Below are 22,053 nucleotides of genomic sequence, written 5' to 3' on the forward strand. Positions count from 1 at the left end.
GAAAGATTCCCCCCCTTGTGGGAGCAAGGGGGGCGGTTTCAAGGAGTTCAACATGCAAGCCATCAACAATATCAACCTCGATTCGCTGCTCGACACCCTGGTCAGCCTCAGCGCCGCCTTCATCCTCGGCGGCCTGATCGGCTTCGAGCGCCAGTACCGGCAACGCACGGCGGGCCTGCGCACCAACGTGCTGGTGGCGGTCGGTGCGGCGATTTTCGTCGACATGGCCAACCGCCTCGGCGGGGCGGAAGGCGCGGTCCGGGTGGTCGCCTACGTGGTGTCCGGGATCGGTTTCCTGGGCGCCGGCGTGATCATGCGCGAAGAGGGCAATGTGCGCGGCCTCAACACCGCTGCCACGCTGTGGACCTCGGCGGCGGTGGGCGCCTGTGCGGGTGCCGATCTGCTGGCCGAAGCGGTGCTCGGCACCTTGTTCGTACTCGCCGCGAATACCTTGCTGCGGCCGATCGTCAACAACATCAACCGCCAGCCGCTGGATGTGGTCTCGGCGGAAGTCACCAACATCGTCTATGTGATCGCCCGGCGTTCGCAGCAGACCGCCGTGTTCGCCTTGCTTGAAGCCGAGCTCGAACGCAGCAACTACCCGGCCAGTGACGTCGATGTACACGCCTTCGGTGCCGATGAAATCGAGATCGAAGCCACGCTCGCAACCACCTCGGTGGACGGCGACGAGCTGGACGCACTGGTGAAGCGGATTTCAACTTCGAACCTGGTGGTGCAGGCGTTCTGGAGTCCGAGCACCACGGAATAAAGCATTGAAACCCGATCATCGGGCCAATGGCGTGGAGTTGACGGGTGTTGTCTTCATTCTGATGAGTGACGGTTTTTTTCGGAATAGTCCTACAGAGACAATCCCGAAGCTTGGGTAGTCTTTGCCGCCACTTGAAGCGACTACCGGGACTCCCGCGATGACCGACAAAACCCTGCGTATCCTGATCGCCGACCCGCAGCATTTTCATCGGATGAAAATCGAGCGGATGTTCAATGGCCTCGATTACTACCGCATCGCGCCGGTGCAAAGCCTCGGCGAACTGTTGACACTGGTCGATTACGGTTGCGAGCCGTTCGATGTGCTGGTGGTCAACGCTGCGCTTGCGGCCGGGATGCCGGATCTGCGTGGTTTCCTGTTCGATCACCCGCAAGTCCGGTATGCGCTGGTCTATGGCGAACCGGCGAACTCATCGGCTGTTTCCGGGCAGTTTCAGGAAAAAATCACCTCCAGCGACGCCGCGTTGCCGTCAATGAACGCAATCACGCAGTTGATGGTATCGGTCGAGGCTTCCCTTGAGTGCCTGTCGCGCGGGCGTTCGGCAAGGTCCTTGGCGCAATTGCGTGCTTGAGCATGGATTGGTCGATGGCGCAACTGTCAGATCTGACAGGTGTGTCGCCGGGCATCTCGTGCAACAGTTGTAGCGCAGCTACCAATAGTCCCGTTCATGCAAGATCGGTGGCGTCCTCGTCATGTTTTCGCCCCGGGAGTGGTCATGGATTCAGCATTGATCGTCGATGATCATCCTGTGGTCGTCGGTGCCGTCAGAATGGTTCTGGAATCACTGGGCTATAAATCGATTCATGTGGCTTCGCGCGGCGTCGACGTGGTGCCGATGATTCGTGAGCATGCGCCGGGACTGATCGTGCTCGACTTGAAACTCGAAGGGATGGGCGGTCTTGAAGTGCTGGACCGGATCAATGTCCTCGGGTTGGTCTGCAAAATCGTGATTTTTTCATCGGCCGACCCGGCAAGCTATCTGGTGCGTTGCCGACGTGCAGGTGCGATGGCTTTTGTAGCCAAGTCTGCCGAGCTGCAGCAGTTGCAAAATGCGATCAAGGCTGTCCGTTCGGGTTATAGCTATTTCCAGGCGTTGCCTGAGATCGCCGCAGGGCAGTCAGATCTGCACAGTGATGAGCGGCAACTGATCGAACGATTGTCCAATCGTGAATTGCACATCCTCGGGCAACTGGCGCACGGCAAGCCCAACAAGCTCATCGCCGAGGAGATGAACCTCAGTCACAAGACCATCAGCACCTACAAGACTCGCTTGATGCTCAAGCTCGGGTTGAAGTCGCTGGTGGCGCTGAGCGACTTCGCCAATCGCCACAAGCTGCAATGAGTGGCTGCGCATGATGAGGCCGCTGCCGTTCGCCTTCCTGATGCTTTTGATGCTCGCCAACATGGTGCAGGCGGGCGAGGCCGTGCAGAAACTGGAAATTGTCTCCCGCACCCGGTTGGATGGCGTGCAGATTCGTCTCGATGAACAGGATCGACAGTGGCTCAGTGCGCATCCGGTGTTACGCATCGGTGCTTCCGGGCCGGACTATCCACCTTTTGAAGTGACCCGCAACAAGCACGAGCTGGAAGGGCTCACCGCTGATTACGCCGACGCGATTGCGCAGGTGCTGGGCATTCGGATCAAAGTCTGGTGTTACCCCGACCGCGAATCCGCCATGGCCGCGCTCGAGGCAGGGGACGTGGACTTGCTGGGCACCTCGAACAATTTCGAGATCGCCAGGCCCGGCCTGATACTGTCCCGGTCCTACGCCGAGGATCAGCCGATGTTGGTGACCCGGCTCGGTGAGTCGCTGCCGGACAATCTGGCGGGCAAACGCATCGCCATGGTGAGTGACTACTTGCCGGCTTCGACTATCGAGAAGGCGTATCCGCAAGCGATTCTGCAACGCTACCCGTCCATTCTGGATGCGCTCGGCGCCGTGGCGTTCGGTCGCGATGACCTGTACCTCGGCGATTTCATCAGCGCCAGCTACCTGATCAACACCCACTTTCACAACGTTCTGCAACTGGCCGGGCCTACCGGCCTTGACGCTAATCCATTCGCTTTTGCCCTGAATCGCCGCAACACGCAATTGAAGCAATTGGTCGACAAGGCCTTGCTGGCCATTCCCATGGAGCAGCGTCTGTCCATGGAGCTGCGCTGGAGCGCTGGTCGCGCGGACATGGCAGCGCAGTCACCGGTTAGCCTGAGTGCCGGCGAGCTGCAATGGCTGGCTCAGCATCGGGTCGTGCGGGTCGGTGCGATCGATGACTTTGCGCCACTGACCTCCTTTGATTCCGAAGGCCGTTTCAGCGGACTGACTGCTCAATTGCTCAACCTGATCAGTCAGCGCAGTGGCCTGACATTCGAGGTGGTACGGGGGAAGTCCCTGGATCGCCAGGTTGAACAGCTCAAGAACGGTGAGCTGGATCTGTTGCCAGTGCTGACACCGAGCCGTGAACGTGAGCTTGAAATGCTGTTCACCCGGTCGTACGGCGACAGTCCCTTTGTACTGATCACGAACAAAACGGCGCAAGGACCTCGCAGCCTGGAGGAGATGGCGGACAAACGCCTGGCGCTGTATCGCGGTAATCCGTTGCGCGCCTATTTGTTGGAACACGTACCGAAAATTCGTCTGGTCGAATTGCCAAGCCCCTCGGCGGGCATGCAGGCACTGCTCGACGGTAAGGCCGACGCGACACTGAGCTCGTTGCTGGTGGCGCGTTATCAAATCGATCACCAATACCGCGACCGCCTGAATATCGTCTCCACGCTGGGCGATCAGCCGGCCCGGATCGCGATGGCCACGTCCCTTGATGCTCCGCAACTGCAATCGATCCTGAACAAGGCGTTGCTGAGCATCGCCCCGCAGGAAATGGACGAACTGTTTGCGCGCTGGAGTCGTAACGTGGTGCTGCAAGACAGTTATTGGCAGCGTCATCGGGAGCAAATCCTGCGCGGATTTGCCGTTGCGGCAGGGTTGTTGTTGCTGGCATTGGGCTGGATCGCTTTTCAACGCCGGCAGATCCGTCAGCGTCAGCAATGGCTGGAGCAACTGGAGGAGGCCAAGGTTGCGGCCGACAAAGCCAACCGTGCCAAAAGCACGTTTCTGGCAACCATGAGCCACGAAATTCGCACGCCCATGAATGCTTTGCTGGGCATGCTCGAACTGGCGCTCAAACATGCCGATGAAGGCGTGACCGATCGCCCGGCCATCCAGGTGGCATCCACTGCGGGGCAGCAACTGCTGGCATTGATCGGCGATATTCTAGACATTGCACGCATCGAGTCCGGGCAGCTGTCGCTGGCCCCCGAGCGCGCCAATCTGAGTGAAGTGGTGGTGGCGGTGTGTCAGGTTTTCGAAGGACTGGCGCGACAGAAGCAATTGTTGTGGCAGGTAGAACTGGATAAACACAGCAACATTGAAGTGATGCTGGACCCTCTGCGCTTCAAGCAGATTCTTTCGAACCTGTTGAGCAATGCGATCAAGTTCACCGATAGAGGTCAGGTTCGCCTGTACTTGCGAGTTTTCAGCCTGCAGGACGGACAGGTGGAAGTGGGCGTAATCGTCGAAGACAGTGGCCCCGGGATCAGCGAGGAAGATCAGCAACGCTTGTTCAGCCCGTTTGTGCAGGTCGGCGAACAGCCGTCGATTCGCGGTGGTTCTGGTCTGGGGCTGGTGATCAGCCGCAATCTATGTCGAATGATGGGCGGCGACTTGTGGATGACTAGCGAACCCGGACGTGGCACCCAGGTCATGCTGCGACTGGAGCTGCCCGTGCTGGCGCCGCTCGTGCAGGAAGTCACAACGACGCCCGCAGCGACGGCGATAAAGTCACTGAACGTGCTGGTGGTGGAGGATCACCCAGTCAATCGTTTGTTGCTGTGCCGGCAGTTGAGCGAGCTTGGGCATCGCTCCGTCGACACCGATGATGGTGAGAAGGGGCTGGCAGTGTGGCGCAAGCAGTCTTTCGATGCGCTGATCACCGATATCAACATGCCCGGAATCAACGGTCATGAACTGACGCAAGCGATTCGCAAAGAAGAGACGGCGACGGGCAGGGCGGCTTGCCTGATTCTGGGGGTTACCGCCGATGCGCAGATTGAAGCAAAACAGCGATGCCTGGCCGCCGGAATGGATGATTGTCTGTTCAAACCGGTTTTGCTGCGCGAGCTGAGCCAGGCCTTGATGGCCGCAGGGGCGGGCGAAGCGCAGGTCGAGAGCGGTGACGATCAGGTATCGGCCGAGTTCGACCTGAGTGCGCTGTTGCGACTGGCCGGAGCGGACAACCCTTTGATCGGGCAATTGCGTGAAGAGGTGCTGAGCAGCCTGCGCATTGACCTCGAACGACTGGATGTCTCAGGCCGGGAAGGTGACCGCGCCGGTTTGCGTGATCTGGCGCATCACGTCACGGGCGGGGCCCATATGATCGGTGCCGAGCGCGTGGTCTCGGCCTGTCGGGTGCTGGATCAGGCTTGCCGTGACAGTGAACCCGAGGCGGCATTGATGGCCGCAATCGATTTGCTGCGCAAGGCCATGCACGACCTCGCGCAGCAGCTTCAGGCCTGATCGATCAGTCCCACAGCGGAGCGATGCCTTTGGGGCTGGTCAGGCGATGGCCGCGATCCAGTGTGGCGATCAGTGCCATGTCGGCATCGCTCAGGGTCAGCGCGGTGGCGCCGAGGTTGCTTTGCAGGTTGGCGCGCTTGGTCGACGATGGAATCACCGCGTAACCCGATTGCATCGCCCACGCCAGAGTGACCTGCGCCGGAGTGGCTTGCAGGCGCTCGGCGATGTCGACAATCAAAGGATCCTTCAGCACTTCGCCATAGGCCAGGGTCATGTACGACGTGATCTGGATGCCCTGGCTCTGGGCAAATTCCACCACCTTGCGGTTTTGCAGATACGGGTGCAGCTCGATCTGGTTGGTTGTGATGTTTTCTACGCCGACGGCGGCAATCGCCTGTTTCATCAAGTCGATGGTGAAATTGGACACACCGATCTGCCGGGTCAGGCCCAGACGCTTGGCTTCCAGCAGGGCGGCCATGAATTCTTCCACCGGCACCTGATCCTCCGGCGACGGCCAGTGGATCAGCGTCAGGTCGAGGTAATCGGTCTGCAGCTTCTGCAGGCTTTCCTTGAGGCTCTCGATCAAGCGGTCCCCGGCGAAGTTGGCGATCCAGATCTTGCTGGTGATGAACAGTTCGTCGCGAGGGACGCCACTGGCGGCGATGGCCTGGCCGACCTCGGCTTCGTTCTCATAGATTTGCGCGGTGTCGATGACCCGGTAACCGAGTTCAAGGGCGGTGCTCACCGAATCGATGACCACCTGACCTTGCAGGCGAAACGTACCAAGACCGAAAGCGGGAACAGACATGCAGGACTCCAGGGTTGCAGTGGGAATGGGCGGCAGTATCCGTGTCTGATTCCTTTGGAAAAACCGCTGTCGGGACAAAGTACTGTTGACTGAAAGTCACGAATCAGTGCGATGGCACATCGTTCCATGAGTAGAACGATGAGGACGGTTTTGGCTGACTAGTGCCAAATGCGTGGCGAATTTATGATCAGCCCATGATCAACCTGATTTCGGAGTCCACCATGAAAAACCTCATCGGTATCTATACCAGCCCTCGCGGCCACTGGGTCGGCGATGGGTTTCCGGTGCGTACCCTGTTTTCCTACGACAACCTGGGCCAGCACATCAGCCCGTTCCTGCTGCTCGATCACGCAGGCCCTGCGCAGTTCACGCCGACGGCTGAAAGACGTGGCGTGGGTCAGCACCCGCACCGTGGCTTCGAAACCGTAACCATCGTTTATGACGGTGAAGTGGAACACCGCGATTCCACGGGCAGCGGGGGCAAGATCGGTCCCGGTGATGTGCAATGGATGACCGCCGCTTCCGGGATCCTGCACGAGGAATTTCACTCCGCAGATTTCGCCAGGACCGGTGGCAACCTGGAAATGGTGCAGTTGTGGGTCAACCTGCCGGCCAAAGACAAGATGGCCGAGCCGGGTTATCAGACGATTCTCGATAGCGACATCCCGAATGTCGCACTCCGGGGCGACGCCGGGAACCTGCGGCTGATCGCGGGTGAATTCGACGGCCATAAGGGGCCTTCCCGTACCTTCACGTCCATCGATGTCTGGGATCTGCGCCTCAACGCCGGGAAGTTGCTGACGCTGGATCTGCACGAGGGCCGGAACACCGCGCTGGTGGTGCTGCGCGGTTCGGTCCGGATCAATGATCAGGAGTCGGCGGGCGTTGGGCAGTTGGCGTTGTTCGAGCGTGATGGCAATCAACTGACCCTTGAGGCCAGCGAGGATGCAACGGTGTTGCTGCTCAGTGGCGAGCCGATCGATGAACCGATTGTCGGTCACGGTCCGTTCGTGATGAACACCGAGCAAGAGATCCACCAGGCCTTTGTCGACTTCCAGTCGGGTCGTTTCGGGCGCATGCCAGCCTGAACCGGGTTGTCATTTGCCGCTGTGGGAGCCCGTTCGCTCCCACAGTTTTTCCGGCACCGCCAAATAGCACGCTTCCCGCCAAATCAATTGCTCCTACACTAAGCCCAATCTGTGCGATCTTCTCGCGATTGACCTCTGTCGGAGTTGTTTGATGCTGTCTCTGCTGACCGAACATCCGTTGTTCTGCGCGTTGATCCTGATCCTGCTCGACCTGGGCCTGTGGCGCCTGATCAGTTCCCATGGCAGCGAATGGAAGCTGCTGGTGCGGGTGCTGATTTTCAGCCTGTTCAGCGTGCTGTTGTTCAATGAAGGCCTCAATCCGATGGAGCCGGCACCGTGGGCCGACAACGTGCCGCTGCATCTGGCGGCGACCGGGTTGCAGATTGGCTGGTGGTTGTTCGGTGCACGTACTCTGACGGTGTTGATCGGCGCGGTGATGATGCAGCGGGTCGGGCACACCGGACGGCTGCTGCAGGATCTGCTCGGCGCGGTGATTTTCCTGATTGCCATTATTGCGGCACTGGCCTATGTGCTCGATCTGCCGGTCAAAGGCGTGCTGGCCACCTCTGGAGCCTTGGCGATCATCGTCGGTCTGGCGCTGCAAAGCACCCTGAGCGACGTGTTCTCCGGCATCGTCTTGAACACCACCAAACCCTATCAACTCGACGACTGGATCTCCATCGACGGCACGGAAGGGCGGGTGACCGACATCGACTGGCGCGCCACGCGTCTGCAAACCTCCCAGGGCAGCATGGCTGTGATTCCCAACTCGCTGGCGGCCAAGGCCAAGATCATCAACTTCAGCCGGCCGAGCAATATGTTCGGGGTTTCCGTCAGCGTGCAGGTCAGTCCCCATGCGCGGCCGAACTCGGTGATCGATGCCCTGGAGCGGGCGATGCAGGGCTGTCGGCCGCTGCTGGACAACCCGGCGCCGAGCGTGGCGCTGAAGAGCTCCAGCAGTGCCGGCGCAGAATATGAAATCAGCGGGTTTGTGGCTTCGATGAGCGAGAAGCGTGCGGTGCGCAATCAGCTGTTCGATCTTGCTTACCGACATCTGCAAGCGTCCGGGGTCAATCTGCTGTCGAGCGATGAGCCCGCCGCGCCGGCCCATCTCTCGCGGCCACGGGCGTTGCTCGACAGCTCGCCGATTTTCTCCACCCTGCGTCAGGAAGAGAAAGAAACCTTCAGTCAGAACATGACCCTGCAAACTTTCCGCGCCGGCGAGATCATTCTGGCGGGCGGGGAGGTCAGCGATCATCTGTTCATCATTGAATCCGGCGTGGTTTCGGTGACTTTGAAGCGCCACGGCACACCGTTCGAGTCCGGGCGCATGGGGCCGGGTGAAGTGATCGGCGAGGCGGGGATTCTTTCCGACACCTCGCTGCCGGCTGACTTTTCCGCCAAGACCTTCTGTGCGCTGTATCGCATCGAAAAGTCGTATCTCAAGCCTTGCCTGGACGCCCGCCACGACATTAACGACGCGATGAAGGCTTTGCTCGATTTCCGCTTGCTCAAAGCCCAATCCCTGACCCAGGAAGCGCCGGTGGTCGCGCCGAAAAAAGGCTTTCTGCAGTGGCTGCGCAATCGCGCCTGATGACAGTCAGCGCTGCTCGTACCCGGCGAGTTTGCGCTCAAGGTTCAGGCGCACCTGTGGCCATTCGTCATCGATGATGCTGAAGCGTACCGAGTTGCGCTTGCGGCCGTCCGGCATGATCCGCTCGTGCCGCACGATGCCTTCCTGCTGCGCGCCCAGACGCAGGATCGCATTGCGTGATTTCTGGTTGTTTTCGTCGGTGGTGAATTGCACGCGCACGCAATCGAGCACTTCGAAGGCGTGCCGCAGCATCAGGTATTTGGCTTCGGTGTTGACGAAAGTTTTCTGAAAGCGTGCCGAGATCCAGCTGCTGCCGATTTCCAGCTTGCGATTGAGCGGGTCGATCTTCCAGAACCGGGTCGAGCCGATCACCTCGCCGGTTTCCTTCAACACGATCGCAAACGGCATGACGGTGCCTGCCTCGCGGCCATCGAGGGCCTTCTTCAAGTAGCTGTCGACGGTGGTCGCCGAGGGCACCACGGTGACGGTGAGGTTCCACAGCTCGCCGTCGGCAGCGGCGTGGAGCAAGGCGTCGGCGTCGGTGTACTGGAGAGGGCGCAGGACGATGCCCTGGCCTTGCAGCGTGGTTTGCATGAGGGGCGGCTCTCGACGGTTCGGGCAAGCGTCCATTACGCCGCAACGGACCGCGTCGTTGCAACTGTTCAAGCAACCTGAGCCGGATCAGTCAGCAGAGCCGATTGGTGAAATCTATTGTCGGTCCGATAGCCGGATCCCGTATACATGGCGACCATCGGCGGAGCGATCCGCGCCTCCCTGCAAAAGGACTGAGCAATGAGCGAGCCACGCCTGGCGAATCTGAAACAGTATCTGCAACGGCTGGGGTTCGACACGCCCCCGGCACCGACCCTTGAAACCCTGCGACTGTTGCAGTTGCGTCATACCGGCGCCTTTGCTTTCGAGAATCTGTCGACCCTCTCTGGCGAGCCGGTGCTGATCGATTTGCCATCGATCCAGCGCAAGGTCCTGAGCGATGCCCGTGGCGGTTACTGCTACGAACTCAACAATCTGTTTCTGGCCTTGTTGCTGGAGTTGGGGTTCGATGCCCGGGGCATCAGTGGTCGTGTGGTCATGAATCAGCCTGAAGGCAGCTGGACGGCACGGACTCATCGTTTAAGCCTGGTGACCCTCGACGGGGTGCGTTATATCACCGACGTCGGCTTCGGCGGGATGGTGCCAACCGCGCCGCTGATACTGGATACTGAAGCCGAGCAGCCCACCCCTCACGAACCCTATCGCATCGAAGTACAGGCCGATGGCTACATGCTGCGGGCCAGGGTCGCCGGTGAATGGCGACCGATGTACCTGTTCGACCTGCAACGCCAGGAAGACATCGATTACACCCTCGGCAACTGGTACGTCTCGACCCATCCTGACTCGCCGTTCATCCAGCGCTTGATGGTCGCACGCACTGGCGACGGCTGGCGGCGCACGTTGAACAACGGCAGCTTCGCGATCCATCGCATCGGTGCCGAGAGCGAGCGGCGTGAGGTGACGGATGTCGATGAACTGATCGAATTGCTGGAGCGGGAATTCGGATTGCGCTTGCCGCACCAGCCTGGTGCGCGTCTGGCGCTGGCGCGCTTGATCCAGCCGGCCTGAAACCTAAGGCTTTGCATCCGGCTCCAGCACCCGCCGGATTTCGTTCACGGCCGCCGACAGTTTTTTCTCAAGACTCTTGAGGTCGGTGGCGGTGATGCCTTTCTTGAATTGCCCGATGGAATGCTCGAGTTCAACGGCATCGCCACGGCTGTTAAGCAGCGCGTGGCGCAGAGTATTGTTGATTACCGTCTGATAGCCAAACCCCTCCTCTTCGGCAACCGTACGTGCAGCCTCGATGACCGCATCATCGAGCATGATGGTGATGCGCGTTTTACCCTTGTTGGACGCCAATGCGCCGCGTTTTCCCTGAGAGAAGTCGTACTCGTCTTTCATGGGTCAAGCCTCCAGAAAATATTCGCGACGTTCGCTCGGTGTAGCGACACGTGCGGAAATGATTCGAACGAAATTCGGTTCGCGGTAACTGTACGCAACAACCAGCAAACGTCCCTTGCCATCGTTGCCGAGTGTGATCCAGCGTTGTTCGTCATGGTCGTTATCCTCAATCGTCAATGCTCGCTCATCGTGGAAGACCGGTTCGGCCTCGGCGAGGCTGATCCCTCTGTGCTTGAGTTTGTTGGCAGCATTCTTGCTTTTGTCGAACTGAATCCTGAATGACTTCATTATGCATACTTTATATGTATAAAAAAGAGAGCGGCCGCGCCGTCGGTCGCCATGAACACTTCAGCCTAGGTGGATAGAGCGCAGGAGCAGTTAACGATGTGTTGCCGGATTTGTGAGGAATGGAAGCGGCGGGATAGAAGGTTGGGTGGCTACCTATCCATAATGTGACCGATAAGTTGTATACAACTCTATGGACATTTGTCACGAGTATTGAATACAGTGTGCGCATAACAAAAACCAGGGAACCCCCCACCATGAAAACGCCCCATGTTTCACACCAACGGCCCGAGGACGAAAACCTCGGGGTCGGCGCGAATATGGCTTACGGCCTGCAACATGTTCTGACCATGTATGGCGGTATCGTCGCGGTGCCGCTGATCATCGGTCAGGCCGCCGGGTTGTCGCCGGCGGACATTGGTCTGTTGATTGCTGCTTCATTGTTTGCGGGGGGGCTGGCCACGTTGCTGCAAACCCTGGGTCTACCGTTTTTCGGATGTCAATTGCCGCTGGTGCAGGGCGTGTCGTTCTCCGGTGTTGCCACGATGGTGGCGATTGTCAGCAGTGGCGGGGAGGGCGGCTTTCAGTCAGTGCTCGGCGCAGTGATTGCCGCGTCGTTGATCGGCTTGCTGATCACGCCGGTGTTCTCGCGAATCACCAAGTTCTTCCCACCGCTGGTCACGGGCATCGTGATCACCACCATCGGCCTGACCCTGATGCCGGTGGCCGCACGCTGGGCCATGGGTGGCAACAGCCACGCTGCGGACTTCGGCAGCATGCAGAACATCGGTCTGGCGGCGGTCACGCTGGTGCTGGTGCTGTTGCTGAGCAAGATCGGCAGCTCCACCATCTCGCGTCTGTCGATCCTGTTGGCGATGGTGATCGGCACGGTGCTGGCGGTGTTTCTTGGCATGGCAGACTTCTCCAGCGTTACTCAAGGGCCGATGTTCGGCTTCCCGACGCCGTTCCATTTCGGCATGCCAACCTTCCACTTCGCCGCGATCCTGTCGATGTGCATCGTGGTCATGGTGACGCTGGTGGAAACCTCGGCGGACATCCTGGCGGTCGGTGAAATCATCGGCACCAAGGTTGACTCCAAGCGTCTGGGCAACGGACTGCGGGCGGACATGCTGTCGAGCATGTTTGCGCCGATCTTTGGATCGTTCACCCAGAGCGCTTTCGCCCAGAACGTTGGCCTGGTGGCGGTGACAGGAATCAAGAGCCGTTATGTGGTGGCGACCGGCGGCATCTTTCTGGTGATCCTCGGCCTGCTGCCATTCATGGGCCGGGTCATCGCAGCCGTACCGACGTCGGTACTCGGCGGCGCCGGTATCGTGCTGTTCGGCACCGTGGCGGCGAGCGGCATCCGCACGCTATCCAAGGTTGACTACCGCAACAACGTCAACCTGATCATCGTTGCGACCTCGATCGGTTTCGGCATGATCCCGATTGCTGCGCCGAACTTCTACGATCACTTCCCGAGCTGGTTCGCGACCATTTTCCATTCGGGCATCAGTTCGTCGGCCATCATGGCGATCCTGCTGAACCTGGCGTTCAACCACTTCACGGCGGGTAACTCGGATCAGCAGTCGGTGTTCGCGGCGGCGGAAGAGCGGACCCTGCGTTATCGGGATCTGGCGGCGCTGCGCGAGGGCGACTACTTCAGCGACGGTAAGCTGCATGACTGCGACGGCAACGAAGTGCCGGTGATCGATCCGGACGCGGATCACGGTCATGGCGCGCCAAAGGCACATGCCAAGAGCAGCGAGCATGTCTGACCGCTGTAGATGAATGAAAAAGGGCCGATCAGTCGGGAAACTGATCGGCCCTTTTTCTATGGCGCCACTTTTTTCAGCGCCCACAAAAAAGCCCCTGAATCTTTCGATTCAGGGGCTCTGTATTTGGCTCCACAACCTGGACTCGAACCAGGGACCCAGTGATTAACAGTCACTTGCTCTACCAACTGAGCTATTGCGGAATTGGTGCGTATGTTACTGATTTAAAAAGACTAGTCAAGCGTCACATGTAATTTTTTTGGAAATTTCAGGACGGACGGCGGTTTCGTCGCGAATGGCGGTTACCGGAACCGCACCAGAGGTCTACCATGGCTGCCCGGAAGTGGTCACACGCGCTGCCGGCCATTCGCCGAAAAGGTACGCGCCATGAATAGATCCATCCTGATCCATCGTCCTGCCGAGGTGTTCGCATGAGCACCGCGCAAATCAGCCTGCCCAAAGGCGTCGGCCCGCACGCCGAAAAGCTTTTCGACGCGATCACTCAGGCCGGTACGGCTGAAGAGCTGAATCGCGCGGGTGGCAAGGCCGAAGGTTTTGTCCTCGGTCTGGAAAGCACCAAGGCCATCAAGAGCCAGATCGCCGAATCGCTCTACGTCGTTTATGACGACGCGGCGACTCAGCGTGCAACGGAACTGGCTTAACCGCCGAACGTGAAGGTGCCGAGCATCAGTTTGGCGTACAGCATCGTCGCGCCCAGTTGCACCAGCCACAGCGCCAGCCCACCGAGAAACACCCCGGCGGCGACTTGCAGGACCAGATTGTTGCCGCGTTTGGCTGGGGCGCGGGGGATGAAGTCATCCAGATCGTCGCGGTCGGCGCGCAGGTCATCGTTTTTCATGTCGTCTCTCTGAAATATCGTCTGTGTGCAGTCTAGAGGGTACGGCGGCTTTTCTTCAGACAAATAAAAAACGGGAAGCTCGAAAGCTTCCCGTTTTCAGTGCTACGCCAGATCAGATGACCTGAACAATGGCGTCCGTCACGGCTTCGATGTTGCTCTGGTTCAGCGCAGCGACGCAGATGCGGCCGGTGTCCAGGGCGTAGATGCCGAACTCGTTGCGCAGGCGGTGAACCTGTTCGGTGGTCAGGCCGGAGTAGGAGAACATGCCACGCTGGCGACCGACGAAGCTGAAGTCACGCTGCGGGGCTTTCTTCGCCAGCAGAGCGACCATCTGCTCGCGCATGCCGCGAATGCGCAGGCGCATTTCTGCCAGTTCGGCTTCCCATTGGGCGCGCAGTTCCGGGCTGTTCAGTACAGCGGCAACGACGCTTGCACCGTGGGTCGGCGGGTTGGAGTAGTTGGTGCGGATCACGCGTTTGACTTGCGACAGCACGCGCGCGCTTTCTTCTTTCGATTCGCTGACGATCGACAGGGCACCGACACGCTCGCCATACAGCGAGAACGACTTGGAGAACGAGCTCGACACGAAGAAGGTCAGGCCGGACTCGGCGAACAGACGCACGGCAGCGGCGTCTTCGGCGATGCCGTCACCAAAGCCCTGGTATGCCATGTCGAGGAACGGCACGTGACCTTTGGCCTTGACCGCTTCCAGCACGTTGTTCCAGTCCGCCGGGCTCAGGTCGACGCCGGTCGGGTTGTGGCAGCAGGCGTGCAGCACGATGATCGAGCCGTTCGGCAGGGCGTTGAGGTCTTCGAGCAGGCCGGCACGGTTCACGTCGTGGGTGGCGGCGTCGTAGTAACGGTAGTTCTGCACCGGGAAGCCGGCGGTTTCGAACAGGGCGCGGTGGTTTTCCCAGCTCGGGTCGCTGATGGCCACAACGGCATTCGGCAGCAGTTGCTTGAGGAAGTCGGCACCGATTTTCAGTGCGCCGGTACCGCCGACGGCCTGAGTGGTGACAACGCGACCAGCGGCCAGCAGTGGCGAGTCATTGCCGAACAGCAGCTTTTGCACGGCCTGATCGTAGGCAGCGATGCCGTCGATTGGCAGGTAGCCACGGGAGGCGTGCTGAGCGGCGCGAATGGTTTCGGCTTCGATGACGGCGCGCAGGAGTGGAATTCGCCCCTCTTCGTTGCAGTACACACCCACCCCGAGGTTGACCTTATTGGTCCGGGTATCGGCGTTGAATGCTTCGTTGAGGCCCAGGATTGGATCGCGGGGTGCCATTTCGACAGCGGAGAACAGGCTCATTTTTACGGCAGCTCTATTGGAGAGTGGAGGGACGTGTGGCGCTCCAGCCGAATGCACTAGAGCGGTGCACAAACGGGGAGCTAGTATAGAGGCCATCATCGATCAATGGCGACAGGCGAATTGGCTTTTAAGGTAAGTTTTTCCGATTATTTCTAGACCGTTAGTCGATTGGTCTTGTCGGAGACTTTACCGGATGTAGGACGTTTGCCTTGAAAGGCGAGGCAATCGGCTCCACATTCAGCACAATCTTCGTTTTTCCTTGCGCGACATCGGTCGTTTGCGGTCTTTCTCGTGGGGCTCCGGTTTGTCCGCAGCGTCGCGATTCCAGAGGTGTTTATGTCTGAATTCCAGCTCGTCACCCGATTCGACCCTGCCGGCGATCAGCCTGAAGCCATTCGCCAGATGGTCGAGGGCATCGAAGCCGGGCTGGCGCACCAGACCCTGCTCGGTGTGACCGGTTCGGGCAAGACCTTCAGCATCGCCAACGTGATCGCCCAGGTTCAGCGCCCGACCCTGGTACTGGCGCCGAACAAGACCCTGGCCGCGCAGTTGTACGGCGAGTTCAAGTCGTTCTTCCCGAACAACGCCGTCGAATACTTCGTTTCCTACTACGACTACTACCAGCCTGAAGCCTATGTGCCGTCGTCCGACACCTTCATCGAGAAGGATGCGTCGATCAACGACCACATCGAGCAGATGCGTCTGTCGGCGACCAAGGCGTTGCTGGAGCGCAAGGACGCGATCATCGTCACTACGGTGTCGTGCATTTACGGTCTGGGCAGCCCGGAAACCTATTTGAAAATGGTGTTGCACGTCGATCGCGGCGACAAACTCGATCAACGTGCGCTGGTGCGACGCCTGGCCGACCTGCAATACACCCGCAACGACATGGATTTCGCCCGGGCGACGTTCCGTGTGCGCGGTGATGTGATCGACATCTATCCGGCTGAATCCGACCTCGAAGCGATCCGCATCGAGTTGTTTGATGACGAAGTGGAGAGCATTTCCGCGTTCGACCCGCTCACCGGCGAAGTCATCCGCAAGTTGCCGCGCTTCACCTTCTACCCGAAGAGCCACTATGTGACGCCCCGGGAAACCCTGCTCGACGCCATCGAGGGGATCAAGGTCGAGTTGCAGGAACGCCTGGAATATCTGCGCAACAACAACAAACTGGTGGAAGCCCAGCGACTGGAACAGCGCACCCGGTTTGACCTGGAGATGATCCTCGAACTCGGCTACTGCAACGGCATCGAAAACTACTCGCGCTATCTGTCGGGTCGCCCGGCCGGTGCGGCGCCTCCGACGCTCTACGATTACCTGCCGGCGGACGCCTTGCTGGTAATCGACGAGTCCCACGTCAGCGTGCCGCAAGTCGGTGCGATGTATAAGGGCGACCGTTCGCGGAAAGAAACCCTGGTGGAATATGGCTTCCGTCTGCCGTCGGCGCTGGACAATCGGCCGATGCGTTTCGACGAATGGGAAGGGGTGAGCCCGCAGACCATTTTCGTTTCGGCCACGCCCGGCAACTATGAAGCCGAGCACGCCGGACGAGTGATCGAACAAGTGGTACGCCCGACCGGTCTGGTCGACCCGCAGGTTGAAGTGCGTCCAGCGCTGACCCAGGTTGACGATTTGCTTTCGGAAATCACCAAGCGTGTAGCGGTGGAAGAGCGGGTGCTGGTCACCACGCTGACCAAGCGCATGGCCGAAGACTTGACCGATTACCTGGCTGATCACGGCGTGCGAGTGCGTTATCTGCACTCGGACATCGACACGGTCGAGCGGGTCGAAATCATCCGCGACCTGCGCCTGGGGACTTTCGATGTATTGGTGGGGATCAACCTGCTCCGCGAAGGCCTGGACATGCCGGAAGTCTCGCTGGTGGCGATTCTCGATGCGGACAAGGAAGGCTTCCTGCGTTCCGAGCGTTCGCTGATCCAGACCATCGGCCGGGCGGCACGTAACCTCAATGGCCGGGCGATTCTCTACGCGGATCGCATGACCGGTTCGATGGAGCGTGCCATCGGCGAAACCGAGCGCCGTCGCGACAAACAGATTGCCTTCAACCTGGCCAACGGCATCACGCCGAAGGGTGTGTTCAAGGACGTCGCCGACATCATGGAAGGCGCCACCGTGCCCGGTTCGCGCAGCAAAAAGCGCAAAGGCATGGCCAAGGCCGCCGAGGAAAACGCCAAGTACGAAGCCGAACTGCGTTCGCCGAGCGAGATCACCAAGCGCATTCGCCAACTGGAAGAGAAGATGTACCAGTTGGCCCGCGACCTGGAGTTCGAAGCGGCGGCGCAGATGCGCGACGAGATTGCCAAAATGCGTGAGCGACTTTTGGCTGTTTGATCTTCATTGCCTGACAGTGCCTCATCGCGAGCAGGCTCGCTCCCACATTGGATCTGTGTCGTTCACAAATCTCCTTTGGGAGCGAGCCTGCTCGCGATTGGGGCCACTCGGTCTCAGTGTGCCTCGCCGGCCTTCAGGCCGGCCGGCAGCTTCTTGGTCAGCAAGATCGCCAGCATGCTGATCCCCAGCGCAATCCCGACAAAATGAAACGCATCGTTGTAGGCCATGATCAGCGCCTGCTGATGCACGATTTCGCTCAATTTCCCCAGCGCTGCCGTGTCACTGCCGAAACGATCGGTCATCGACGCCAGCCGTTCGGCCACCTGCGGATTGGTAGGCACCACCGCTTCGCGCAAGTAATCGAAGTAGGTCTTGGTGCGCGCATCCAGCAACGTCGCGAGCAGGGCGATGCCGATGGCGCCGCCGAGGTTGCGCAGGATGTTGAACAGGCTCGAGGCCGAGCCCGCGTCCTGCGGCAGGATGTAAGCGGTGGCGATCAGCGAAATGGTCACCATGATCAACGGCTGGCCGAGGGCACGGATGATCTGGATCTGATTGAACTGCGGCCCGGCAAAGTCCGGGTTCAGTACTCCGGATGAAAAACTCGCCAATCCGAACAGCCCGAACCCCAAGGTACACAGCCATTTGGGCGACACGAACTTCATCAGTTTCGGCACCAGCGGAATCAGGAACAGCTGCGGCACGCCCATCCACATGATCACTTCGCCGATCTGCAAGGCGTTGTAATTCTGGATCTGCGCCAGATACAGCGGCAGCAGGTAGATCGAACCGTACAGCCCGACGCCCATGCCGAGGCTGGAAATGCTCGACAGGCCGAAGTTGCGATTGCGCAGGATGCCGAGGTTGATCAGCGGGTTGGGCTTGGAAATCTGCACGATCACAAAGGTGATCAAGCTCAGCAGGGCGATGCTGCCCAGCGTCACGATCAGGCTCGATTCCAGCCAGTCCTTGCGATGGCCTTCTTCAAGAAAGACCTGCAAACAACCAAGGCCGATGCCCAGCGTGAGAATGCCGGTGTAATCGGTGCTTTTCAGCAGCTCCCAATGCGCTTCTTTCTTCTCCAGACCGTACATCAGCCCGGCGATCATGATCAGCCCCGGCGGAATGTTGATGTAGAAGATGTATTCCCAGCCCCAGTTTTCGGTGAGCCAGCCGCCGAGGGTCGGGCCGATGGAGGGCGCGAACGTGGCGGTCATGGCGAACATCGCCATGCCTTTGGCGCGGTGGTGTTCGGGGAGTTTGATCAGGGTCAGGGTGAAGGCCAGCGGGATCAGCGCGCCGCCAGTGAAGCCCTGCATGGCGCGGAACACGATCATGCTGTCGAGGCTCCAGGCCATCGAACACAACAAGGATGAAATCAGAAACCCCAGCGACACCCACACCGCCAGCCGCCGTGCCGAGAGCAGCTGCACCAGCCACGCGGTCAGCGGGATCATGATGATTTCCGCCACCAGATAGGAGGTGGAAATCCACGAGCCTTCTTCCAGCGTCGCCGACAGGGCGCCCTGAATATCCTTGAGCGACGAGTTGGTGATCTGGATGTCGAGCACCGCCATGAAGGCGCCGAGCATCACGCTCATCACCGCGATCCAGTCCCGCCGGGTCGGTTCGCCGACCGGGCGGATCAGTTGATCACCGGCCATTGTCTGGGGCGTCTTTGATATTCACGGTGGCGGTGACCGACATACCCGGACGGATTTTGCCGTGCAGCGGGTTATCGGCCTTGAAGGTCAGCTTGACCGGAATCCGCTGTACGACCTTGGTGAAGTTGCCGGTGGCGTTGTCCGGCGGCAACAGACTGAACTGCGCGCCGGAGGCCGCGAACAGGCTGTCGACACGCGCTTCGATCGGTGTATCTCCGTAGGCGTCGAATACCAGCTCGGCCTTCTGGCCCGGCAGCATATGGCCGATCTGGGTTTCCTTGAAGTTGGCCTGCACCCAGATGTCTTCGTCCGGAACGATCGACAACAAGTAAGCGCCGGCCTGAATGATCTGGCCATTACGGGCCGCGCGCTGGCCGATCAGGCCGCTGATCGGTGCGTGGATTTCGCTGCGGGTCAGGTTCAGTTCGGCCTGGGCGAGGTCGGCGCGGGCGTTGGCGATCTGCGCGTCGAGGCGCTTGATTTCGGCGGTCAGCGCGTTGACTTGCTGGCGCTGACTCTGCGCATCGGCCTGGGCCTTGGCCACTTGCGAGCGGGCGATGTGGTTATCGGCGGAGAGGGTGGTGACCCGCTCCTCGGACACGAAACCGGGTTTGCGCAGGGCTTCTGCGCGGGACAGATCGATCTGCGAGCGGCCCAGCGTCGCTTGCGTGGTTGCCACTTGCGCTTCGCTGGCGGCGATCAGGCTGGCCTGCTGGGTCAGTTTGCTCTGGGCTTGCAGGCGCTCGGCTTCGCGGGTGGCGAGGGCGGCGTTGGCGCGATCGACCGCGAGGCGAAAATCATCGCCTTCGAGACGAACCAGCAACTGGCCTTTTTCCACATGCTGGTTGTCCTGCACCAGGACTTCGTCGATGCGTGCGCTCAACTGGCTCGACACGCGGGTGATTTCACCCTGGACATAGGCGTTGTCGGTGCTTTCATAAAAGCGCCCCTTGAAAAACCAATGAGCAAAAAAGCCCCCGGCAATCAGCAGGACGAGCAACAGGAAAATGAACAGGCGACGCTTGAGTTGGGCAGGCATGGGCAAACTGTAGTCGAGGAATTGTAAGGAAAGTTATCAGCAGGCGAATCTGGCATACAGCCGATGAACGGTAAATGCTGTCCGCTGATATTCAGCCATTCACCGCGGCCTCCGGGCGTTACAGACGCAAAATTGGCTTAAATGCCCTGCCTGCTGGAGCGGGGCGGGTGTCGCCTGTTACCATTCGCCGCTTGATCGTTCTTTGCTTTTCATTCTTTTCGAGACATGCCATGACCACCGTCCGCACTCGCATCGCGCCATCGCCTACCGGGGATCCCCACGTAGGTACCGCTTACATCGCATTGTTCAACTACTGCTTTGCCAAGCAGCACGGCGGTGAGTTCATCCTGCGCATTGAAGACACCGATCAGTTGCGTTCGACCCGCGAGTCCGAACAGCAGATCTTCGATGCTCTGCGCTGGTTGGGTATCGACTGGAGCGAAGGCCCGGACGTCGGTGGCCCGCACGGTCCTTATCGCCAAAGCGAACGCGGCGATATCTATCAGAAGTACTGCCAGCAACTGGTCGACATGGGCCACGCCTTCCCGTGCTTCTGCACCGCTGAAGAACTGGACCAGATGCGCGCCGAGCAAATGGCTCGCGGCGAAACCCCGCGCTACGACGGCCGTGCGCTGCTGCTGTCCAAGGAAGAAGTCGCCCGTCGTCTGGCTGCCGGCGAGCCGCACGTGATCCGCATGAAGGTGCCGAGCGAAGGCGTCTGCGTGGTGCCGGACATGCTGCGTGGCGACGTCGAGATCCCGTGGGATCGCATGGACATGCAGGTGCTGATGAAGACCGATGGCCTGCCGACGTACTTCCTGGCCAACGTGGTCGACGATCACCTGATGGGCATCACCCACGTGCTGCGCGGTGAAGAGTGGCTGCCGTCGGCGCCGAAACTGATCCTGCTTTACGAATACTTCGGCTGGGAACAACCGGAACTGTGCTACATGCCGCTGCTGCGTAACCCGGACAAGAGCAAGCTGTCCAAGCGCAAGAACCCGACCTCGGTGACGTTCTACGAGCGCATGGGTTTCATGCCGGAAGCGATGCTCAACTACCTGGGCCGCATGGGCTGGTCGATGCCGGACGAGCGCGAGAAGTTTTCGCTGCAGGAAATGGTCGACAATTTCGACCTCAAGCGTGTGTCGCTGGGCGGGCCGATTTTCGACATCGAGAAACTGTCGTGGCTCAACGGCCAGTGGCTGCGTGATCTTCCGGTGGAAGAGTTTGCTGCTCGTGTGCAGAAGTGGGCGTTCAACTCCGAATACATGATGAAGATCGCACCGCTGGTGCAGGGCCGCGTCGAGACGTTCAGCCAGGTTGCACCGCTGGGCGGGTTCTTCTTCGCCGGTGGCGTGAATCCGGATGCCAAGCTGTTTGAGTCGAAAAAGCTCTCGGGTGATCAGGTTCGTCAACTGATGCAGTTGATCCTGTGGAAGCTCGAAAGCCTGCGTCAGTGGGAGAAGGACAGTATTACCGCGACGATTCAGGCGGTGGTCGAATCCCTCGAGCTGAAGCTGCGTGATGCGATGCCGCTGATGTTCGCGGCAATCACCGGTCAGGCGAGCTCCGTGTCGGTACTCGATGCGATGGAAATCCTCGGGCCGGACCTGACCCGTTTCCGTCTGCGCCAGGCGATTGACCTGCTGGGCGGCGTGTCGAAGAAAGAAAACAAAGAGTGGGAAAAGCTGTTGGGCGCCATTGCCTGATTGCGTTTGACTCTGCAGGACGCGCCGGAGGTCAGGATCTTTTGATCCCGTCCTTCGGTGTTTTCCCCCGAATTTACGGGGGGAGGGCGGTAAGTGATTGTAATGCCGACAAAAAATTTTGAATTTTTTCAAAAATAAGTTTGACAGCCTTTCGATACGCCCTTAAGATTCGCCCCGTCCTCAGCGATGACATCAACGATGAGGGGCTATAGCTCAGCTGGGAGAGCGCTTGCATGGCATGCAAGAGGTCGACGGTT

20 protein-coding genes and 1 tRNA gene are annotated in these 22,053 nt (G+C 59.6%); 11 read left to right on the forward strand and 10 right to left on the reverse strand.

The window, feature by feature from the left end; all coding sequences use genetic code 11:
• Positions 1 to 52: 52 nt before the first annotated feature.
• The 4 genes from ACW9HX_RS14195 to ACW9HX_RS14210 all read left to right on the forward strand — a co-directional run bounded on the left by ACW9HX_RS14195 (position 53) and on the right by ACW9HX_RS14210 (position 5,358).
• Entirely contained in the window at positions 53 to 769 is a 717-nt protein-coding gene (locus tag ACW9HX_RS14195; protein ID WP_085711975.1) for an MgtC/SapB family protein, read from the forward strand.
• 157 nt (positions 770 to 926) lie between these two features.
• Positions 927 to 1,358, forward strand: a complete 432-nt coding sequence (locus ACW9HX_RS14200) for a chemotaxis protein CheY (protein ID WP_457381091.1) — start codon at positions 927 to 929, stop codon at positions 1,356 to 1,358.
• Positions 1,359 to 1,502: 144 nt separating this feature from the next.
• The gene (locus ACW9HX_RS14205) at positions 1,503 to 2,129 is read left to right on the forward strand and encodes a response regulator (protein WP_457381092.1); all 627 of its coding nucleotides are present in this window, start codon (positions 1,503 to 1,505) and stop codon (positions 2,127 to 2,129) included.
• 10 nt (positions 2,130 to 2,139) lie between these two features.
• Complete coding sequence (locus tag ACW9HX_RS14210) at positions 2,140 to 5,358, forward strand: ATP-binding protein (protein WP_457381093.1); 3,219 nt, start codon at positions 2,140 to 2,142, stop codon at positions 5,356 to 5,358.
• A 4-nt stretch (positions 5,359 to 5,362) separates the two neighbouring features.
• Here the strand turns inward: ACW9HX_RS14210 and dkgB are convergent, their stop codons facing one another.
• Entirely contained in the window at positions 5,363 to 6,166 is an 804-nt protein-coding gene (gene dkgB, locus ACW9HX_RS14215; protein ID WP_457381094.1) for a 2,5-didehydrogluconate reductase DkgB, read from the reverse strand.
• 221 nt (positions 6,167 to 6,387) lie between these two features.
• Here dkgB and ACW9HX_RS14220 point away from each other — a divergent pair, with 221 nt between their 5' ends.
• Positions 6,388 to 7,254, forward strand: coding sequence for a pirin family protein (locus tag ACW9HX_RS14220; protein WP_457381095.1), 867 nt, complete (start codon positions 6,388 to 6,390; stop codon positions 7,252 to 7,254).
• 151 nt (positions 7,255 to 7,405) lie between these two features.
• The gene (locus tag ACW9HX_RS14225; RefSeq protein WP_457381096.1) at positions 7,406 to 8,848 is read left to right on the forward strand and encodes a mechanosensitive ion channel domain-containing protein; all 1,443 of its coding nucleotides are present in this window, start codon (positions 7,406 to 7,408) and stop codon (positions 8,846 to 8,848) included.
• 6 nt (positions 8,849 to 8,854) lie between these two features.
• Here ACW9HX_RS14225 and ACW9HX_RS14230 read toward each other — a convergent pair whose 3' ends face one another.
• Positions 8,855 to 9,442: a GNAT family N-acetyltransferase gene (locus tag ACW9HX_RS14230; protein WP_457381097.1), complete on the reverse strand. Its 588-nt coding sequence runs from the start codon at positions 9,440 to 9,442 to the stop codon at positions 8,855 to 8,857.
• Between the two features lie 198 nt (positions 9,443 to 9,640).
• Here ACW9HX_RS14230 and ACW9HX_RS14235 point away from each other — a divergent pair, with 198 nt between their 5' ends.
• On the forward strand, positions 9,641 to 10,468 hold the full coding sequence (locus ACW9HX_RS14235; RefSeq protein ID WP_457381098.1) for an arylamine N-acetyltransferase family protein: 828 nt from the start codon (positions 9,641 to 9,643) through the stop codon (positions 10,466 to 10,468).
• 3 nt (positions 10,469 to 10,471) lie between these two features.
• Here ACW9HX_RS14235 and ACW9HX_RS14240 read toward each other — a convergent pair whose 3' ends face one another.
• Complete coding sequence (locus ACW9HX_RS14240) at positions 10,472 to 10,801, reverse strand: BrnA antitoxin family protein (RefSeq protein ID WP_457381099.1); 330 nt, start codon at positions 10,799 to 10,801, stop codon at positions 10,472 to 10,474.
• A gap of 3 nt (positions 10,802 to 10,804) precedes the next feature.
• Entirely contained in the window at positions 10,805 to 11,089 is a 285-nt protein-coding gene (locus ACW9HX_RS14245; protein WP_457381100.1) for a BrnT family toxin, read from the reverse strand.
• 254 nt (positions 11,090 to 11,343) lie between these two features.
• Between ACW9HX_RS14245 and ACW9HX_RS14250 the strand changes: the two genes are divergently transcribed.
• Complete coding sequence (locus ACW9HX_RS14250) at positions 11,344 to 12,864, forward strand: nucleobase:cation symporter-2 family protein (RefSeq protein WP_457381101.1); 1,521 nt, start codon at positions 11,344 to 11,346, stop codon at positions 12,862 to 12,864.
• Positions 12,865 to 12,988: 124 nt separating this feature from the next.
• Here the strand turns inward: ACW9HX_RS14250 and ACW9HX_RS14255 are convergent.
• A tRNA-Asn gene (locus ACW9HX_RS14255) sits at positions 12,989 to 13,064 on the reverse strand.
• 228 nt (positions 13,065 to 13,292) lie between these two features.
• Here ACW9HX_RS14255 and ACW9HX_RS14260 point away from each other — a divergent pair.
• A complete protein-coding gene (locus ACW9HX_RS14260) occupies positions 13,293 to 13,523 on the forward strand; it encodes a hypothetical protein (RefSeq protein ID WP_457381102.1) in 231 nt (76 codons plus the stop codon).
• On the opposite strand, the gene ACW9HX_RS14265 is transcribed toward ACW9HX_RS14260, so the two are convergent.
• Entirely contained in the window at positions 13,520 to 13,720 is a 201-nt protein-coding gene (locus ACW9HX_RS14265; RefSeq protein WP_007956421.1) for a hypothetical protein, read from the reverse strand. The two genes, ACW9HX_RS14260 and ACW9HX_RS14265, sit on opposite strands and share 4 nt — an antisense overlap.
• Positions 13,721 to 13,832: 112 nt before the next feature.
• On the reverse strand, positions 13,833 to 15,029 hold the full coding sequence (locus ACW9HX_RS14270; RefSeq protein ID WP_007956422.1) for an amino acid aminotransferase: 1,197 nt from the start codon (positions 15,027 to 15,029) through the stop codon (positions 13,833 to 13,835).
• Positions 15,030 to 15,365: 336 nt separating this feature from the next.
• Here ACW9HX_RS14270 and uvrB point away from each other — a divergent pair, with 336 nt between their 5' ends.
• Positions 15,366 to 17,381 carry an excinuclease ABC subunit UvrB gene (uvrB, locus tag ACW9HX_RS14275; protein ID WP_096821182.1) on the forward strand — a complete coding sequence of 672 codons (2,016 nt, stop codon included), beginning with the start codon at positions 15,366 to 15,368 and terminating at the stop codon, positions 17,379 to 17,381.
• Positions 17,382 to 17,494: 113 nt separating this feature from the next.
• On the opposite strand, the gene ACW9HX_RS14280 is transcribed toward uvrB, so the two are convergent.
• Positions 17,495 to 18,985 carry an MDR family MFS transporter gene (locus tag ACW9HX_RS14280; RefSeq protein WP_457381105.1) on the reverse strand — a complete coding sequence of 497 codons (1,491 nt, stop codon included), beginning with the start codon at positions 18,983 to 18,985 and terminating at the stop codon, positions 17,495 to 17,497.
• A 49-nt stretch (positions 18,986 to 19,034) separates the two neighbouring features.
• Complete coding sequence (locus tag ACW9HX_RS14285; protein ID WP_457381103.1) at positions 19,035 to 20,084, reverse strand: HlyD family secretion protein; 1,050 nt, start codon at positions 20,082 to 20,084, stop codon at positions 19,035 to 19,037.
• A 230-nt stretch (positions 20,085 to 20,314) separates the two neighbouring features.
• Between ACW9HX_RS14285 and gltX the strand changes: the two genes are divergently transcribed.
• A complete protein-coding gene (gene gltX / locus ACW9HX_RS14290) occupies positions 20,315 to 21,796 on the forward strand; it encodes a glutamate--tRNA ligase (protein WP_102621977.1) in 1,482 nt (493 codons plus the stop codon).
• A 73-nt stretch (positions 21,797 to 21,869) separates the two neighbouring features.
• Here gltX and ACW9HX_RS14295 read toward each other — a convergent pair.
• Positions 21,870 to 22,053, reverse strand: a 184-nt coding sequence (locus tag ACW9HX_RS14295) for a hypothetical protein (RefSeq protein WP_457381104.1), incomplete at its 5' end; no start/stop codon positions are given.

The organism is Pseudomonas sp. SDO52101_S400, assembly GCF_054071635.1.

Bases quoted from the DNA above. Each gene is read 5' to 3' on its own strand.
- dkgB (WP_457381094.1), bottom strand. From the start codon at position 6,166: ATGTCTGTTCCCGCTTTCGGTCTTGGTACGTTTCGCCTGCAAGGTCAG.
- uvrB (WP_096821182.1), top strand. From the start codon at position 15,366: ATGTCTGAATTCCAGCTCGTCACCCGATTCGACCCTGCCGGCGATCAG.
- ACW9HX_RS14240 (WP_457381099.1), bottom strand. From the start codon at position 10,801: ATGAAAGACGAGTACGACTTCTCTCAGGGAAAACGCGGCGCATTGGCG.
- ACW9HX_RS14210 (WP_457381093.1), top strand. From the start codon at position 2,140: ATGATGAGGCCGCTGCCGTTCGCCTTCCTGATGCTTTTGATGCTCGCC.
- ACW9HX_RS14200 (WP_457381091.1), top strand. From the start codon at position 927: ATGACCGACAAAACCCTGCGTATCCTGATCGCCGACCCGCAGCATTTT.
- ACW9HX_RS14205 (WP_457381092.1), top strand. From the start codon at position 1,503: ATGGATTCAGCATTGATCGTCGATGATCATCCTGTGGTCGTCGGTGCC.
- ACW9HX_RS14245 (WP_457381100.1), bottom strand. From the start codon at position 11,089: ATGAAGTCATTCAGGATTCAGTTCGACAAAAGCAAGAATGCTGCCAAC.
- ACW9HX_RS14260 (WP_457381102.1), top strand. From the start codon at position 13,293: ATGAGCACCGCGCAAATCAGCCTGCCCAAAGGCGTCGGCCCGCACGCC.
- ACW9HX_RS14220 (WP_457381095.1), top strand. From the start codon at position 6,388: ATGAAAAACCTCATCGGTATCTATACCAGCCCTCGCGGCCACTGGGTC.
- gltX (WP_102621977.1), top strand. From the start codon at position 20,315: ATGACCACCGTCCGCACTCGCATCGCGCCATCGCCTACCGGGGATCCC.
- ACW9HX_RS14225 (WP_457381096.1), top strand. From the start codon at position 7,406: ATGCTGTCTCTGCTGACCGAACATCCGTTGTTCTGCGCGTTGATCCTG.
- ACW9HX_RS14265 (WP_007956421.1), bottom strand. From the start codon at position 13,720: ATGAAAAACGATGACCTGCGCGCCGACCGCGACGATCTGGATGACTTC.
- ACW9HX_RS14270 (WP_007956422.1), bottom strand. From the start codon at position 15,029: ATGAGCCTGTTCTCCGCTGTCGAAATGGCACCCCGCGATCCAATCCTG.
- ACW9HX_RS14230 (WP_457381097.1), bottom strand. From the start codon at position 9,442: ATGCAAACCACGCTGCAAGGCCAGGGCATCGTCCTGCGCCCTCTCCAG.
- ACW9HX_RS14235 (WP_457381098.1), top strand. From the start codon at position 9,641: ATGAGCGAGCCACGCCTGGCGAATCTGAAACAGTATCTGCAACGGCTG.
- ACW9HX_RS14285 (WP_457381103.1), bottom strand. From the start codon at position 20,084: ATGCCTGCCCAACTCAAGCGTCGCCTGTTCATTTTCCTGTTGCTCGTC.
- ACW9HX_RS14195 (WP_085711975.1), top strand. From the start codon at position 53: ATGCAAGCCATCAACAATATCAACCTCGATTCGCTGCTCGACACCCTG.
- ACW9HX_RS14250 (WP_457381101.1), top strand. From the start codon at position 11,344: ATGAAAACGCCCCATGTTTCACACCAACGGCCCGAGGACGAAAACCTC.